Annotated in this window: 13 protein-coding genes and 1 pseudogene; 11 read left to right on the top strand and 3 right to left on the bottom strand. The window is 50.2% G+C overall.

What is annotated here, in order from left to right:
- Positions 1-133 precede the first annotated feature (133 nt).
- From EL216_RS11150 to EL216_RS11495, 3 genes and pseudogenes are all read left to right on the top strand, one after another.
- Positions 134-673, top strand: a pseudogene (locus EL216_RS11150) (RHS repeat-associated core domain-containing protein); the annotation flags it as partial.
- A gap of 383 nt (positions 674-1,056) precedes the next feature.
- Positions 1,057-1,488 (top strand): hypothetical protein, encoded by a 432-nt coding sequence (locus EL216_RS04130; RefSeq protein ID WP_085389454.1) that lies wholly within the window; start codon positions 1,057-1,059, stop codon positions 1,486-1,488.
- A gap of 177 nt (positions 1,489-1,665) precedes the next feature.
- Positions 1,666-3,639, top strand: coding sequence for a hypothetical protein (locus tag EL216_RS11495; RefSeq protein WP_408633980.1), 1,974 nt, complete (start codon positions 1,666-1,668; stop codon positions 3,637-3,639).
- Positions 3,640-3,751: 112 nt separating this feature from the next.
- Here EL216_RS11495 and EL216_RS04115 read toward each other — a convergent pair whose 3' ends face one another.
- Together EL216_RS04115 and edd are read right to left on the bottom strand one after the other, a co-directional pair.
- Entirely contained in the window at positions 3,752-4,375 is a 624-nt protein-coding gene (locus EL216_RS04115) for a bifunctional 4-hydroxy-2-oxoglutarate aldolase/2-dehydro-3-deoxy-phosphogluconate aldolase (RefSeq protein WP_085389455.1), read from the bottom strand.
- Positions 4,376-4,568: 193 nt separating this feature from the next.
- Positions 4,569-6,407: a phosphogluconate dehydratase gene (edd, locus tag EL216_RS04110; protein WP_085389456.1), complete on the bottom strand. Its 1,839-nt coding sequence runs from the start codon at positions 6,405-6,407 to the stop codon at positions 4,569-4,571.
- 557 nt (positions 6,408-6,964) lie between these two features.
- On the opposite strand from edd, the gene zwf reads away from it, so the two are divergent.
- The 8 genes from zwf to nhaC all read left to right on the top strand — a co-directional run bounded on the left by zwf (position 6,965) and on the right by nhaC (position 16,271).
- Positions 6,965-8,422, top strand: coding sequence for a glucose-6-phosphate dehydrogenase (gene zwf / locus EL216_RS04105; protein WP_085389457.1), 1,458 nt, complete (start codon positions 6,965-6,967; stop codon positions 8,420-8,422).
- Positions 8,423-8,488: 66 nt separating this feature from the next.
- Positions 8,489-9,187 (top strand): 6-phosphogluconolactonase, encoded by a 699-nt coding sequence (gene pgl, locus EL216_RS04100; protein ID WP_085389458.1) that lies wholly within the window; start codon positions 8,489-8,491, stop codon positions 9,185-9,187.
- Entirely contained in the window at positions 9,168-10,208 is a 1,041-nt protein-coding gene (locus tag EL216_RS04095; RefSeq protein WP_085389459.1) for a glucokinase, read from the top strand. Before pgl ends, EL216_RS04095 begins: the two co-directional genes overlap by 20 nt.
- Before the next feature lie 240 nt (positions 10,209-10,448).
- Positions 10,449-11,303: an SIS domain-containing protein gene (locus EL216_RS04090; RefSeq protein ID WP_085389460.1), complete on the top strand. Its 855-nt coding sequence runs from the start codon at positions 10,449-10,451 to the stop codon at positions 11,301-11,303.
- On the top strand, positions 11,300-12,961 hold the full coding sequence (gene pgi, locus EL216_RS04085; RefSeq protein WP_085389461.1) for a glucose-6-phosphate isomerase: 1,662 nt from the start codon (positions 11,300-11,302) through the stop codon (positions 12,959-12,961). The genes EL216_RS04090 and pgi overlap by 4 nt, the downstream gene beginning before the upstream one ends.
- A 185-nt stretch (positions 12,962-13,146) precedes the next feature.
- Positions 13,147-14,367: a sugar MFS transporter gene (locus EL216_RS04080; RefSeq protein ID WP_085389462.1), complete on the top strand. Its 1,221-nt coding sequence runs from the start codon at positions 13,147-13,149 to the stop codon at positions 14,365-14,367.
- A gap of 264 nt (positions 14,368-14,631) precedes the next feature.
- Positions 14,632-14,919: a hypothetical protein gene (locus EL216_RS04075; protein ID WP_085389463.1), complete on the top strand. Its 288-nt coding sequence runs from the start codon at positions 14,632-14,634 to the stop codon at positions 14,917-14,919.
- The gene (gene nhaC / locus EL216_RS04070; RefSeq protein ID WP_085389464.1) at positions 14,895-16,271 is read left to right on the top strand and encodes a Na+/H+ antiporter NhaC; all 1,377 of its coding nucleotides are present in this window, start codon (positions 14,895-14,897) and stop codon (positions 16,269-16,271) included. Before EL216_RS04075 ends, nhaC begins: the two co-directional genes overlap by 25 nt.
- A gap of 61 nt (positions 16,272-16,332) precedes the next feature.
- Here nhaC and hemH read toward each other — a convergent pair whose 3' ends face one another.
- A complete protein-coding gene (gene hemH / locus EL216_RS04065; RefSeq protein ID WP_085389465.1) occupies positions 16,333-17,346 on the bottom strand; it encodes a ferrochelatase in 1,014 nt (337 codons plus the stop codon).
- Positions 17,347-17,404: the final 58 nt, after the last annotated feature.

Raw genomic sequence — 17,404 nt, 5'->3', positions numbered from 1 at the left:
ATTATATGTAAATATAAAATATTTTGAAAAGCCGTCTGAAAACTTTATCCGAAACTTTTTCAGACGGCCTTTTCCTGCTCTTTAAAAAATTAACCTCTTTAAGAATAGCAACGGCTAAGTACAACCAGCCCGCTACGACTGCGATCCGTTCGGCAGACGCTTGAGCAAAGAACGAACCGATAAAGGCGCCTTAGCCGCTACAGAGCCGAAACAAACCCATTTCGTATGGGACGGCAGCCGCCTGCTGCAGGAATATAATTACCGCGGCAGCTACAGCTACATTTATACCGATCAATATTCCTACGAACCGCTGGCGCAAATCTTCGACAACGCCAAAGACGGCAAACAATATTTAAGCTATTTCCACAACGACCAAATCGGCATCCCGCGCGAGATGACAGATCAGCTCGGCAATCTGCTGTGGTACGGCGAATATACCGCTTGGGGCCGTCTGAAAACAGACGAGCGGGTTTATTAGCATGCGCACCAGCCGTTTAGGTTGCAGAACCAGTATTGCGATGAAGAGACGGGGTTGCACTATAACCTGATGCGGTATTATGAGCCTGATGCGGGTAGGTTTGTGAATCAGGATCCGATTGGGTTGTGGGGTGGCGATAATTTTTATTCGTTTGCCCCCAACGGACAAGTGTGGATTGATCCGTTAGGACTGGCACGGCCTCCTAAAGAGGGACGTTATCATGGTACAAAGCCCGCATATGAAAATCCAGGCCATCATGACCCAAGTTCTGGTAATTTTAGAGGAGGTGGTTCAGGTAAGACATCTATATTACCTCCGCATGCTGAGGAACTATATCGACATGCTATTCCTGACTCTCAAGGTGTTCATTGGTATGCTATTGATGATAAAGGAGTAGTCCATCGGTTTGGCAACAGTAATGACGGGAAAGTTCATTGGAATGGGGATAGCTCTCAAGGCAGAGGAATAAAAATCCCTTCTGATGTTCGCGCTCGTATAGAAGGGATGAAGAAAGACGGAATAGTAGTCCCTTCTCCTTGTAACAGTAATGAGAAGAAAAAAGGAAAAGGGAAAAAAAGATGAAGATTTCAACAAATTTAAAAATAGAATCAAATAGTAACTATTCTTTTGTAAATATTATAATTCATTTAGGAAGAGTAAAATTAGGAGATGAAAATAGTTTTGAAATAAAAGGGACTGTTATTCTTGGATTATTGGAAGTAATTAAGAATATACAGTTATTCATCAATGATTCAATATCAAATGATGATAAAATAAATTTAGAAAATATAGATTTAGAAGAATATATATTTACAATGCATGACTTGTTGCCGCGTAATTCCAATCTATTCGATGGAGATGATTTAGTTGCCTTTAAAGTAAAAGAGAATGCATTTATGGCAATATGTAAACCATATGAAAAAGATATTGTTATTATCCACAAATTTCCCATAAGTGAGTATTTGCAACATATGTTAGATTTAATGGGGCAATTAAACTCAACTGCATAGCAACTGTATCAAGTCCTAGCTTGCATAAAAAGCCTCTTTCGCAGGTAGGTGTGCGTCTTAGGCACGCACGCATTTTTATTTCTGAGCTTTCAAGGCCGTCTGAAAAAACTAGCTAAAATCTTTTTCAGACGGCCTTTTGTTCTTTAACAATTTAAATTTACTCATGGCGGTACCCGTTTGTGGTTTGCCGAAGTCGACGAAGGCGACGGCGTTTACCAGCTCATTGCCCAACTCGACCGCAACCATCACCACATCCGCCTTTGCTACGGCGACAACGGACTGCCGCACAGCGTTTACGACAGCAACGGCAGGCAGTTCCAATTACATTTCTCCTCCATCCGCCTAAACGACAGCGACGAAGTATTCGATGCCGCTGCCGAACACGGCGTATTTGTCGGCAAAGACGACCACCTTTACGTCAACCGCCTAACCTCGGTTACCTTCAACAGCCGCGAACTGGTGCGCTACGGCTACGACGGCTATGGCGATTTGACCGCCGTTTACGGCCGCGACGGCAAACGTCTGCGCGGTTTCGCCTACCGCAACCATATTATGATCGAGCACAACCAGCCCGACGGGTTGGTATCGCATTACGAATACGACCGTTACGACACCGACGGTAAAGTGCTCAAAAGCCATACCAATCTCGGCGAAGCATGGACATTCGACTACCGCGAGGGCTACACCCGCGTTACCGACGCATTGGGCAGGGAAGAGATTTACGGTTTCGACGAGAACTACGAAGAGATTTACCACATCGATGCCGCCGGCCACCGCAGCGATACGGAGCGTGACGACTGGGGGCGGATTACCCTTCAACGCGACGAACTCGGCCGCGAAACCCGTTTCGGCTACGACACCTTTGGCAACGTGATCAGCATCACCGCCCCCGACGGCAGCCGCACCCAAATCGATTACCACGACACTTTAAACCTGCCGGTTGCCGTCAACGACCCCGCCGGCAGAATCACCGAATACGCCTACGACGGGCGCGGCAATCTGATTCACATCACCGACCCTGCCGGCCACAGCACCGGGTATACCTACAACGAACAATGGCTGCCCGCCACCATCACCGACGCATTGGGCAAAACCAAACAGCTCGAATACGATTCAGACGGCCAACTGATCCGCTATACCGATTGTTCCGGCCAAGCCACCCGTTTCAGCTACACCGAATACGGCGACCTCGAAACCGTTACCGATGCCCTCGGCCATACCACCCGCCACCATTACGACGCAGCCGGCAACCACATCCGCAGCGACTACCCCGACGGCAGCAGCGAAAGTTTCGAATACGACCGCATCAACCGCCTGATCGCCCATATCGACGGACTCGGTGCCAAAACCGAATACGAACTGGCGGTGGACGGCTTACCGGTCAAACGCACCAACGCCCTCGGCCATAGCTTCGGCTACCGCTACGACCAAGCCCGCAGATTAACCACCCTCACCAACGAAAACGGCGACACTTACCGCCTCGATTACGACAACACCGACAACCTGATTCAAGAAACCGGCTGGGACGGCAAAATCACCGGCTACACCTACGATGCCGCCGGCCAACTGACCGAACAAACCGAATACGGCCTTTCAGACGGCCCCAACGCCGACCGCCCCGAGATTTGGCACATCCACCGCTTCAAACGCAATATCCTCGGCCAGCTGGTGGAAAAAAACCAGCCGCCGCATCGACGGCACCCCCGTTCCCGCCGAAGAGGGCAAACACTACAGCCGCACCCGCTTCGACTACGACCCGCTGACCGGCAATCTGATCAAAGCCCGCAACCGCCACAGCAGTGTCGAACTCGTTTACGACGTACTCGACCGGCTCGTCAGCGAAACCACCGTCCACAACGGCCAAAGCGCAACGGTAGGCTATCAATACGACCCGCTCGGCAACCGTATCCAAACCGTTTTCCCCGACGGCCGCAGCATCAACTACCTCTACTACGGCAGCGGCCACCTGCACCAAATCAACCTCGACGGCGAAGTCATCAGCGACATCGAGCGCGACCGACTGCATCAGGAAATCCAAAGAACACAGGGAGCCTTAACCAGCCGCTACGACCAAGCCGGCAACCTGATTCAGACCACCGACCAACGCAGCGGCGTATTGGATTACGTGTACGACAAACTCGGGCGGATTGAAAGCACCGTCAACAAACAGAGCGGCAGCAGCGAAAAGTTCGCCTTCGACCCCGCACACAATATCCTGTCGGATAAGGTTTCAGACGGCCTTTTTATCTTTGAAATAAAAAAATTATGATTTCAATGCAGCGGCTTCTTTGGCCAAGCGGGTGATGGTTGCCCAGTCTTTGTTTTGTACTGCGTCTTTGGGGGTGAGCCATGAGCCGCCTACGCATAATACGTTGGGCAGTTTCAAGTAATCGGGTGCGGTTTCAAGGCTGATGCCGCCGGTAGGGCAGAATTTTACTTGTGGGAAGGGGCCGTATAGTGCTTTGAGCATGTTTTTGCCGCCCACGACTTCGGCGGGAAAGAGTTTCATGGTATCGATGCCGTGCTCCAGCGCAAGCATCAGTTCGCCGGGGGTGGCGATGCCGGGGATAACGGCAATGCTGCTTTGTTGGGCGGCTTTGGCGAAGTTGATGTTGAAGCCGGGGCTGATGGCGAATACTGCGCCTGCATCTTCTACTGCTTTGAGTTGTTCGCCGTTAATTACGGTGCCGGCACCGACGATGGCGTTGGGGACTTCTTTTTTAATCAGTCGGATGGCTTCAATGCCTGCAGAGGTGCGCAGGGTGATTTCCAGTGTGGGGATGCCGCCTTCTACGAGGGCGTGTGCCAGATCGACGGCGGTGCTGATGTCGTCAATCGCCATTACGGGAACAACTGCTCCTGCGGTGAGGATGTCGCGTGGATTCATGTTAAGCTCCTAATTCAAATCAGAGAAAGCGGTTTTCAAAGGGTATGGGCTTGTTTCTAAAAGGCGGTTTTCAGACGGCCTCTGCATATGGCAAATAAACTTGGCTTTTACGATGGTTTGCCGTACTCGGGTTTGGCCCGAGTTATTTTTTTAAGTTGATTCGCTATGATGTTGAGGCCGTCTGAAAATGTGTTTAGGCAAAGTCACCGCTGAAGCTCATGGCACCGGTTTCTGCGCTGCTGGTCAGGCTACGGAATCCGGTAAACAATTCGCGCCCTGAACCGTGTTGGTTTTTACTCAGGTCGGGCGTGGGGATTTCGCGGGCATTCCATTCTTTTTCGTCTACCAGTGCGGTCAGTTCGCCAGTTTCGGCATTGAAGCGGATTAAATCGCCAGTGCGGATTTTGCCGATACTGCCGCCAAGCAAGGCTTCGGGGCTCATGTGGATGGAGGCGGGCACTTTGCCTGATGCACCGGACATGCGGCCGTCTGTAACTAGGGCGACCTTAAAACCGCGGTCTTGCAGAATGCCTAACGGCGGGGTGAGTTTGTGCAGCTCGGGCATGCCGTTGGCGCGGGGGCCTTGAAAGCGCACGATGCAGATGAAGTCGCGCTCCAGCTCACCGCGTTCGAATGCGGCCAATACGTCTTTTTGATCGTCGAAGACAATGGCCGGGGCTTCAATGATGCGGTTTTCAGGTTTGACGGCGGAAATTTTAATCACGCCGCGACCGATATTGCCTTTCATCAGGCGCAGGCCGCCGTCGGGTGAGAAAGGATTGGCGGCCGGGCGTAAAACATTTTCGTCCCCGCTAACGGCAACGGCATCGCGCCAAACAACTTTGCCGTTATCTAAGAACGGTTCTTGCGCATAACGGCGCATACCATGCCCGACTACCGTATCGACATCTTTATGCAACAGCCCAGCGTCCAACAGTTCACGTACCACAAAGGCGAGACCGCCGGCGGCTTGGAGATGGTTCACATCGGCTTTGCCGTTGGGGTAAACGCGGGTAAGCAGCGGAATAATGGACGAAATTTCGTCGAAGTCGTCCCAAGTGAGGATAATGCCGGCTGCGCGTGCCATGGCCACCAAGTGCATGGTGTGGTTGGTTGAACCGCCGGTTGCCATCAGGCCGATAAGGGCGTTGATGATGTTTTTTTCGCTGATCATTTCGCCTAGCGGCATCGCCGTGCCGTTTTTGATGCTTTCGGCCAGATGTTCGCCCGCCGCGCGCACCAACGCTTCGCGCATCGGTGTGTTGGGGTTGACGAAAGCGGTGTTCGGCATGTGCATACCCATCAGCTCCATCATCATTTGGTTGGAGTTGGCGGTGCCGTAAAACGTGCAGGTGCCGGGGCTGTGGTAAGAGCCCATTTCGCTTTCCAGCAGGGCATCGCGGCCTACTTTGCCTTCGGCGAACAATTGGCGGATTTTGGATTTTTCATCATTGGAAATCCCGCTGGTCATCGGGCCTGCGGGCACGAACAAGGCGGGCAGGTGCCCGAAAACCAATGCGCCGATCATCAGGCCGGGAACGATTTTGTCGCACACGCCTAAGAAGAAACTGCCGTCGAACATATTGTGCGACAGGGCAACGGCGGTACTCATGGCGATTACGTCGCGTGAGAACAGCGAAAGCTCCATACCTGCATAACCTTGGGTAATCCCGTCGCACATGGCAGGCGTGCCGCCGGCAAACTGCACGGTTGCGCCGTGTTTGTGCGCACTTGCTTTGATCCATGAGGGAAAGTCGTGGAAAGGCTGATGGGCGGAAACCATATCGTTATAAGCCGACACGATAGCCAAGTTGGGAATGCTTTCTTGCTGCATCTCGATTTTGATGGTTTTGGGCATGGCCGCCATGCCGTGCGCCAAGTTGGTGCAACCCAATTGGTTGCGTTCCATGCGCCCTGATTGGCGGGCGGCGCGGATGCGTTCGAGATACGCCGTGCGGGTGGCTTTGCTGCGTTCGACAATCCGTTCGGTAACGGCAGCAAGGGTAGGGTGGATACGGGCGGGTGTGTTCATGATTATTTTGCCTTTCATGGCCGGATACCGAATGATGTGGATGTCGATACACGGTTAATAGTCGGATACGGCTTAATAAAGGGAAGAGGCCGTCTGAAACCGGTTGAAATCATTATAATCTATAATTGTAGTTTAGTTACAGAAGAATGCTTGAACTAAGTCAAACTTTGTTTTGTAGTTTTGTAACATAATTTCAGTTCAAGTTAACCATATATTTACTTAGGTCAAATTATTTGGCTAAAACAGCGTAGACAAAAGGTGTAGTGCTGTGTAGGATTGCTACTAATTGTTAAGGCGGCTTCTTTGGAATTTTAAATTAGGCCGTCTGAAATATGCTTAAAGTATAATTAGATATAAAAATTTCAAGTTTGAAATACCTTTATAGGCCGATTTTGTAAGCGATGCTATTGAAAACTGCGGGTTAGATGGCAAAATGTAGTAGGATTACTTATCTGGAATAAGCGGTAGAAATAAAATACCGGATGATACCGGTATTAACGGAGCAGAGTTTTTATATATGTATATGGCGCAAGCCACCTTGATTGAAAGACAGAATGATGGATACACAAACAAACTTCGATTTGGTGTTATTTGGTGCGACCGGCGATTTGGCGATGCGTAAACTGCTACCCTGCCTGTATCAAGCGCATGTCGCGGGCTTATTGCATCCCGATGGCCGTATCTTGGGGGTAAGCCGTAGCGATTTGGATACCGCCGGTTTTTTGGCGAAGGTCGAAACCAACTCCAAAATCCACATCAAACAAAATTTCAGTGAAGAAGCGTGGTCATCATTTATCAAGCGCATTGCTTATTTAACGGTGGATGTTACTCGGCCGGAGCATTTCGATACGCTGGCGGAAAAAGTGAAAGCACGCAAGCAAACCGATAATGTCGTTATCTATCTTTCTACCGCACCGAAATTCTTTGCACCCGCTTGTGAAAATCTGGCCGCTGTGGGCTTGAATGCCGCCAACGTGCGTATCGTGCTCGAAAAACCGTTGGGCACCGATTTGAAGTCTTCACAAGAAATCAACACCGATGTCGCCCGCTTCTTTAAAGAAGAGCAGGTTTACCGTATCGACCACTATTTGGGCAAAGAATCGCTGCAAAACCTGCTGGCTTTGCGTTTTGCCAACGTGATGTTCGAGCCGTTGTGGAACAATAAATATGTGAAAAGCGTTCAACTGACCATTGCCGAACAATTGGGCGTGGAAGAGCGCGGAGAGTTTTACGACATCACCGGTGCGCTGCGCGATATGGTGCAAAACCACTTGATGCAGATGTTGTGTATGACAGCGATGGAAGCGCCCGCCAGTTTGGATGCAGATGCCGTGCGCGATGAAAAACTGAAAGTGATTAAGTCTTTAAAACCGCTGACTTCGGCCGATGTCGATGCAAATGTGGTGCGCGGCCAATATACCGCCGCCCAAAAAGACGGCCAAACCGTTAACGGCTATTTGCAAGAACATAATGTGCCTGCCGACAGCCGCACTGAAACCTATGTGGCTATTAAGGCGGAAATCGATAACCCGCGCTGGGCGGGCGTGCCTTTCTACTTGCGTACCGGCAAACGCATGGCGGGTAAAGTAGCCGAAATCGTGCTGAATTTCCGCGAGCTGCCCAACCATATTTTTGAGGGCAGCCAAAAAGCACCCAACCGTTTGGTTATCGAACTGCAACCCACCGAATCCGTCCGCCTGTACACGCAAGTCAAAACGCCGGGTGCGGGCAACCATGTGGAACTGACCGCGTTGAGCGTGGATATGGGTAAAGAAGTGGCCGGCCGCCGTGCCGAGGCTTACGAACGTTTGCTGTTGGATGTGATCAACGGCAAGCTGGCATTATTCAACCGCCGCGACGAACTGGAGGCCGCGTGGGAATGGGTGATGCCGATTATGGACAACTGGGAAAGCAGCCCGACTCCGCCGCACGGTTATGCCGCACATTCTTGGGGCCCCGAAGCGGCACGCGAATTGCTGGCGCGCGACGGCAATCAATGGCACGAAGAACAATAAATCAAGGTTGTTTCAGACGGCCTCCTGCTTCTTGAGGCCGTCTGAAAAATAGAGAAAGGAAATATCATGGCTTACCAATGGCACCATCACGAAAGTGCCGCCGCATCTGCCGTCGCCTTGGCCGATGCCGTTGCCGCTGCATTGAAAGTTGCGCTGGATAAACGGGGCAATGCCGTTTTAGCCGTGTCAGGCGGGCGTTCGCCAATCGCTTTTTTTGAAGCCTTATCGCAAAAAGATTTAGATTGGGCACATATTGCCGTTACGCTGGTAGACGAGCGTATCGTTCCTACCGACCACCCCGACAGCAATGCCGGATTGGTACATGAATACCTGTTGAAAAATAAGGCCGCCGCCGCGGAGTGGATTCCGGTGGTGGAAGCAGAGCGGCAAGCAGCCGATCTGCAACCCGAAGCCGTTGTTCAGACGGCCTTGAAACACTACCGCCAGCCAGACGCGCTGGTGTTGGGAATGGGAGGCGACGGGCATACCGCATCACTGTTTCCGCAAGCGCCGCAATTGGACAATGGGCTGGATTTAGCCAACGAAGTGCCGTTGCTGCATACCACTCCCGTTACCGCGCCGCATGAGCGTGTGAGCATGACGCTGGCCGCCATTGTGAAAACGCCCGCAGTATTTTTGGCGATTCAAGGCGCAGAGAAAAAAGCCGTGTTCGATCAGGCCGTCGCCGCGCTTTCGAAAAACCTCCCGACCAGCTTTATTCTCAATAATGAAAAGGTAAATTGCCATGTCCACTACGCAAACTAAAACCGTTGTTGCCGAATGGCCGCGTTTGGTAGCCGATATCGGCGGCACCAATGCGCGCTTTGCATTGGAAACCTCCCCACAAAAAATTGAAAAGATAGAGGTACTGCCGTGTAATGATTACGATACGGTTGTCGATGCCATCCGCGAATACCTTAAACGTGCGGGTAATCCGAAAATCAGCCATGCTGCTATTGCCATTGCCAACCCGATTTTGGGCGACTGGGTGCAGATGACCAACCATCATTGGGCATTTTCCATTGAAACCACCCGCCAATCATTGGGTTTTGAAACGTTGATTTTGCTCAATGACTTTACTGCACAAGCATTGGCAATTACGCAATTGGGAGCGGAAGATCTGGTGCAGATAGGAGGCTCGAAACCGGTGGAAAATGCACCTAAAGCCGTTATCGGCCCGGGTACCGGTTTGGGTGTGAGCGGATTGATTCCGAGCAATGCCGGCTGGGTGCCGCTGGCCGGTGAGGGCGGGCACGTGAGCTTTTCTCCTTTCGACGATGCGGAAAGCATGATTTGGCAATATGCTAAGAAAAAATACGGCCACGTTTCCGCCGAACGGTTCTTGAGCGGTGCGGGTTTGTCGCTGATTCACGAGGCTTTGTCTGCCAAAGAAGGGGTAAAACGTCAGAAAATGACACCGGCCGAAATCAGCGAACAGGCTTTGAGCGGTTCTTCGCCTTTGTGCCGCCTGACATTGGATATTTTCTGTGCCATGTTGGGTACGGTATCGTCCAACCTTGCACTAACGTTAGGTGCAAGCGGCGGTGTATATTTGTGCGGCGGCATCATTCCGCGTTTTATCGACTATTTTAAAAATTCGCCGTTCCGTACCCGTTTCGAGAGCAAAGGCCGTTTCGATGCTTATTTGGCAGCTATTCCCGTATATATCGTGTTGGGAAAATATCCCGGTATCTACGGTGCGGCGGTAGCGTTGTCCAACCATTTGCAAGGCGCATGCAATAACACTGCGGCACTCGGCGGTGCGGCAGGTAAAAAAGATAAATAAGTGTAATCACCCGGTTGGTTTGTTTTACAACATTGAAACCGCACGGATTGGCTCAGTGTAGGAATGATGCAAAAATCCGTGCGGTAATCCGCCGTTTGTTGTCCGGCAGCAAAATGTTGTGTCAATATATCGAATAAAATTTCAAATAGGAATTTTTCAACCATATAATTCATAATAATTGTCGGCTCCATCACATATAGATAGAGGGACAGACAACAGGCTTAAATGGAGCAGATACTTATGTTAAGCAAAATCAGTGAATCATTGGCTAACCTGTCAGGAGCGGAGCGCAAAGTTGCCGAATCTGCTTTGGCCGAACCCAAGTGGTTCGTTCATGCAGCGGTAGCGGAAATTGCCGAACGCGCTTCCGTGAGCCAGCCGACGGTTATCCGTTTCTGTCGCAGTTTGGGTTATAAAGGTTTGCCCGAGTTCAAATTGGCGTTATCGGCCAGTATCGGTCATGAAGGCCTGCCGTATGTGCACGAAGAATTAAATACCGATGACGATATTTCGAAGGTTGTGGAAAAAGTATTGGGCAATACCGCTGCTTCCGTTCTCGGCGCACGCCGGTTTTTGAAAGAGGCGGAGTTGGAAAAAGCCATTGCCATGCTCACTCATGCCCGCCGTATCGAATTTTATGGTGTCGGCAATTCAGGCATCGTGGCACATGATGCGCAGCACAAATTTTTCCGTTTCGGTATTTCTACCGTTGCTTATGTTGACACCCATATTCAATTGATGGCTGCGGCCGTGCTGGGCAGTCAGGACGTGCTGGTGGTAATTTCCAATTCCGGTTCTTCCATCGAATTGCTGGATGCTGTGAGCATCGCCAAGGAAAACGGAGCGGCGGTTATCGCGATTACCCGCGCCGGTTCGCCGCTGGCGCAACTTGCCGATTGCGTTTTGAGTGTTGCCGCCCAGGAAAACAGCGAGCTTTACACACCTATGATTTCGCGTTTGCTGCAATTGGTCGTAGTGGATATTCTTGCCATCGGTTTGGCCTTACGTTTGGGTGAAACAGCCAGCCTGCAATTGCAGAAAGGCAAACGCAGCATTCACAGCAAACATTTGGAATACAATAAGGAAGAATCATGAAACACTTGCAGGAGCTACCCGTATGGCGCGAGCTGTGGAAGCATTTCGATGCAACCAAAAGCCTGCATATGCGCGATTTGTTCGAGCAAGATCCCGAACGGGCGCAGCGTTATTGGCTGGAAGTAGGCGGTTTGATTTTAGATTATTCGAAAAACCGCATTACCGATGAAACATTGGTTCTGCTGATGCAGCTTGCCCGCGAATCCGGCGTGCCGGAGCGCATCAAACAGATGTTCCGCGGCGAAAAAATCAACGCAACGGAAAACCGCGCCGTATTGCATGTGGCTTTGCGCAACCGTACCAATGCCCCGATCCTTGTGGACGGCGAAGACGTGATGCCCCAAGTCAACCGCGTGTTGAGCCGTATGGGCGAGTTTGCACACGAAGTACGCAGCGGCGAATGGCTGGGCTATACCAACCAAGTGATTACCGATGTGGTCAATATCGGCATCGGCGGTTCCGATTTGGGGCCGCTGATGATGTGTACGGCACTCAAGCCTTACGGCCATCCGCGTTTGAAAATGCACTTTGTATCGAATGTGGACGGCTCGCAGTTGCGTGATGTGTTGGAAAAGGTGCACCCCGAAACCACGCTGTTCATCATTGCTTCCAAAACCTTTACCACGCAAGAAACCCTAACCAATGCGTTAACCGCCCGAGAGTGGTTCTTGAAATATGCTGATGAAGAATCTGTCGTAGCCAAGCACTTCGTAGCCGTATCGACCAACAAAAAAGCCGTGGCCGATTTCGGTATCGACACCGCCAATATGTTCGAGTTTTGGGATTGGGTCGGCGGGCGTTATAGCCTGTGGTCTGCCATCGGCTTGCCGATTATGCTTTATTTGGGCGAAGAGAACTTTATCGAAATGCTCAACGGCGCACATCTGATGGACCAGCATTTCTTCAATGCGCCGTTGGAGCAGAATATGCCTGTGCTGTTGGCGTTGATCGGCATCTGGTACATCAACTATTACGGAGGCGGCAGCCACATCATTGCCCCGTACGACCAGCACCTGCACCGCCTGCCCAAATTCATCCAGCAGCTTGATATGGAAAGCAACGGCAAACAGGTTACGCTCGACGGACAAGCGGTAGCCCATGAAACCGCACCGATTATTTGGGGCGAAACCGGCATCAACGGCCAACACGCTTTCTTCCAACTGCTGCATCAAGGCACGCATATTACGCCCATCGATTTGATTGCTTCGCTGCAAAAACGCAGCAATCTGCCCGGCCATCACGAGATTTTGCTGGCCAACGTATTCGCCCAAGCCGAAGCCTTTATGCGCGGCAAAACGCCCGACGAAGTGCGTGTCGAACTGAAAGAGCAGGGCATGGATGAAGCGCGCATCGAAGAATTGGTGCCGCATAAAACCTTCTCCGGCAACCGCCCCAGCAATCTGATTCTGATGAACAAAATCAACCCCCGCAACATGGGCAGCCTGATTGCGCTGTATGAACACAAAACCTTCGTGCAGGGCATTATTTGGGGCATCAACAGTTTCGACCAATGGGGCGTGGAATTGGGCAAACAGCTTGCCAAAACCATTTTGTCGGAGCTGACGGGGGAAGCCGCCGTCCAGCCACACGACAGCTCAACCGAACGCTTAATCCGCCTCTACCGCAATGCCAACTGCGATAAGCCGGGAACGTGCTGAAACAAAAGGCCGTCTGAAAACTTTGTTTGTAATTCAGACGGCCTTTGATTTAATACAAATTGTAGTAAAATAACAGTTGCAAACCTATAGAATATCAGTAAGATAGCTTTCATATTAAAGTTGTTTAACTTTAATTTAACACTTGTAAGTAAATTTTATTACATATAAATTTAAGGGCAATTACAATGTCTGCGCAATCACAAACAAACAACAATACCGCTCTGTCTGTATTAACCGCATTGTTCTTCATGATGGGTTTCATTACCTGCATGAACGACATCTTGATTCCCCACCTGAAAGCCATTTTTGATCTGAATTACGTTCAGGCCATGCTGATTCAGTTCTGTTTCTTTACCGCATATGCCATTATGTCGATTCCGATGGGTAAAGTGGTAGAGAAACTAGGTTACAAAAACGGTGTTATCGGCGGTTTCCTGTTGACGGCCGTCGGTTGTCTGCTGTTCTACCCCGCCGCTTCCAGTGAGGCTTATCCGATTTTCTTGGGTGCGCTGTTTATTCTGGCTTCGGGTGTAACGTTGTTACAAGTAGCGGGTAATCCTTATGTAACTTTGCTGTCAAAACCAGGTAAAGAGTCTGCCACTTTAACATTGGTGCAAGCCTTTAACTCGCTGGGTACGACAATTGCACCGCTGTTGGGCTCCGCATTGATTTTGGCGGATGCCAGCCAAGCGGCGACCAAAGCGGAGCAAGTGGCATCCGTACAGATTCCGTATTTGGGTTTGGCGGGTTTACTGGTATTGCTGGCGGTGTTTGTGAAAATGATCAGATTGCCCGATGCACGTAAAATTGCTGAGGCGGAAACCGAACACAATCACGACGGTAAAACCAGCGTATGGCAATACAAACACTTGGTGTTGGGCGCAGTGGCTATTTTCTGTTACGTAGGTGCCGAAGTATCTATCGGCTCCTTGCTGGTTAATGTGATGGAAGTAACCGCCGGTTTGGATCATGCTACGGGCGCGAAATATCTGTCGCTCTATTGGGGCGGTGCCATGGTGGGCCGTTTCTTGGGTTCTGCCGTGATGAATAAAATTACACCGAACAAATACCTGACTTTCAATGCGGTAATGGCAGTGTCGTTGATTACCATTGCTATTCTGGCAGGTGGAGGTGCAGTGTCTATGTGGGCGTTGCTGGCAATCGGTTTCTTTAACTCAATCATGTTTCCGACTATCTTCTCGTTGGCAACCAAAGGTTTGGGTAAATTTACCGGTGCGGCTTCAGGTGTTATCTGTACTGCGATTGTGGGCGGTGCGATTGTGCCGGTGGTTCAAGGTTTCTTTGCCGACCATATCGGTTTGCTGGTATCGTTCTTCGTTTCCGCCATCTGTTATCTGTATATTGTATTCTTTGCGGTTAAAGGTTTCCGTGCCGACGAAGCGTAATAGTGGTTTTCAGTAAAATTCAAACAGGCCGTCTGAAATGTTTTCAGACGGCCTGTTTGATTGATCTGTTATGATGCTACGCTCTTTTATGGTTATCGAACCCGATGTTTCATACTTCGTTAACTTTTTCGGGTTTAAAAGAATGGTTTTGCAAACTGCCGAAGCGGTAACAAGATCGGTTCGGCATTGATACGGAATATCGGTTTTACAACCGCTACGGTATCGGGTTCAAACTGTTCGGTTTGATACCGTAAGCAATAATATATGGCAAATAAACTTATTTTTGATACAAGGCAGCAAGCCGCAGACGGTACAAGTAGTACGGCTGCTTCTGTTGCTGCTTTAGCGGTTGATAAAATTGTTCTCTTCGAGCTAAGGCGCAGTGCCGTAGCAGAAATTAAGTTTATTTGCTGTAAAATAACACTTTTTGAAAGCGGTTTTGTGCCGCTTTCTGTTTCCAAAAGTGCACCGCGGAAAAACCGCACGGCTTTTTCAGGTGAGCATATCAATAAAAAAGGATGGGCAACATGTTCGGTTTCAAACCGCTGTTAAATATGCCGCGCTGGGAAGCGTTTTTGGTGGTGGTTTTATTGGTTTCCGCTATGGGTTACAGCATTATTTCACTTGGCTGGCTGCCGCATATGTCGATTATTACTGCGATTACGGTGCTTTTGGTATACGGCTTGTTGCGCGGAGTGAAGTATATCGATATGCAGCGCGGGATGGTTGATTCGGTGGGCCAAGGGATGGGCGCGATTTACCTGTTTTTCTTTATCGGCTTGCTGGTTAGTGCTTTGATGATGAGCGGTTCTATTCCTACGTTGATGTATTATGGTTTCGGCTGGATTTCTCCACAGTATTTTTACCTTTCTGCATTTGTTCTAAGCTCGCTGATAGGAGTGGCTATCGGCAGTAGTTTGACGACTTGTGCCACGGTGGGTGCGGCTTTTATCGGCATGGGCGAGGCTTTCCATGCAGATTTGGCAATGACGGCAGGCGCGGTGGTTTCAGGCGCGTTTTTCGGAGATAAAATGTCGCCGCTTTCCGATACCACCGGTATTTCGGCTTCGATTGTGGGTATTGATTTGTTTGAACACATCAAAAATATGGCTTATACCACGATTCCTGCATGGTTGATGACTGCTGCGTTCTTGTTGTGGCTGCTGCCTGCGGTAGCAGCGCAAGATTTGGGCAATACGTCGGTTTTCCGCGAACAGCTTGCCGCTTCGGGTTTGGTGCACGGCTATTCGCTGATACCGTTTGCTTTGTTGGTGGTGTTGGCCATAAAGCGTGTGAATGCCATCGTTGCTATGATTGCCACCGTATTTGCCGCTTTAATCGTTACTTATTTCCACAGCTCACCTGATTTGGCAAAATTGGGTGGTTGGTTCTACGGTGGTTTCAAACTTGAAGGTAACTTTGAAAATATTGCCCGCCTGGTTTCGCGCGGCGGCGTGGAAAGTATGTTTTTTACACAAACCATCGTGATTCTGGGCTTGAGTTTGGGCGGGTTGTTGTTTGCATTGGGTGTGATTCCAAGCCTGCTTGAAGGCATCCGCCAGTTTTTAACCACGGCGGGACGGGCCACATTCAGTGTGGCCGTTACCGCTGTGGGGGTGAACGTACTTATCGGCGAGCAATATTTAAGTATTCTGCTGTCGGGCAGAACATTCAAGCCGGTGTACGATAAACTCGGCCTGCACCCGCGCAATCTGTCGCGTACTTTGGAAGATGCCGGTACGGTGGTTAACCCGCTGGTACCGTGGAGCGTATGCGGTGTGTTTATCAGCCAAGCCTTAGGCGTGCCGGTGTGGAGTTACCTGCCTTATGCGTTTTTCTGTTATCTATGTTTGATATTGACTTTATTGTTCGGTTGGACAGGGCTGACCTTAAGCAAGAAATAAACCTTGAGGCCGTCTGAAATATGTTTTCAGACGGCCTCAAGGTTTATGATGGCGATATGGGTTAAGTGCGCCAACCCTGTAAATGTTGTTCAATCAAATCGGCCAATGCGTTTATCCAAGCGGGGTGGGTGTTGAGGCAGGGGATATAGTGGTATTGCACACCGCCTGCCTCATGAAACTGCTCGCGCCCTGCAATAGCGATTTCTTCCATAGTTTCCAAGCAGTCGCTGACAAAGCCGGGGCAGAATACGTCCAGTTTGGAAACGCCCTGTTTGGGCAGTTCGTCGAATAAATCTTGTGTGCTCGGTCCCACCCATTTTGCTTTACCGAACTGGCTCTGAAACGACACGATATAATCGTTTTCATTTAAGCCTAATGCTTGCGTAAGCAGTTCGGCGGTGTGCCGGCATTGGAGCGGGTAAGGGTCGCCGTCGTCATGGTGTTTCTGCGGAATGCCGTGAAAACTCAGCATCAATTTTTCGCCACGGCCATGTTCTGCCCAATAAGCCTGAATGTGCTGTTTCATGGCTTCAATATAGCCGGCATTGTTATAGAAACTCGTCAAGGTACGTATACTCATTTGATAGCGCTGCCGCAATAGGGTATTGAATACCTTATCCAAAGCGGCGGCGGTGCTGGATGCCGCATATTGCGGATACAGCGGCAACGCCAAAACCTGCGTAACCCCTTGTGCTTTCAGCTCGGACAGCACCTGCGCAACATTTGATTCGCCATAGCTCATGGCATAACGCACAATGACATCAGGTAGTTTTTCAGATAGCGCAGCTGCCTGCCGTTGGGTGTACACCGTTAGCGGCGAACCTTCGGGAAACCAGATTTTTTCATAACCGTGTGCACTTTTCTTTGGGCGGAATGTTAATACCAAGCCATACAGAATCGGCTGCCAAAGCCATTTGGGCAGCTCTACAACGCGTTGGTCGGATAAAAAATCCCGTAGATACGGGCGGACGGCTTGGGCGGTGGGTGCAGAAGGAGAACCGAGGTTAATCAGCAGCACGGCGGTTTTATTTTGTTGCGTGTAAGGAACGGCAGGTTCGGTTTGGAAAAGCGGCATATCGAAGCATCCTGATAAATTTTAGACAGCATCTTACGGTATTTTGCCGTAAGGCGAA

The organism is Neisseria animaloris (assembly GCF_900637855.1).
Taxonomy (GTDB): Bacteria; Pseudomonadota; Gammaproteobacteria; order Burkholderiales; family Neisseriaceae; genus Neisseria; species Neisseria animaloris.
This window is presented reverse-complemented; position numbering and strand designations above follow the sequence as displayed.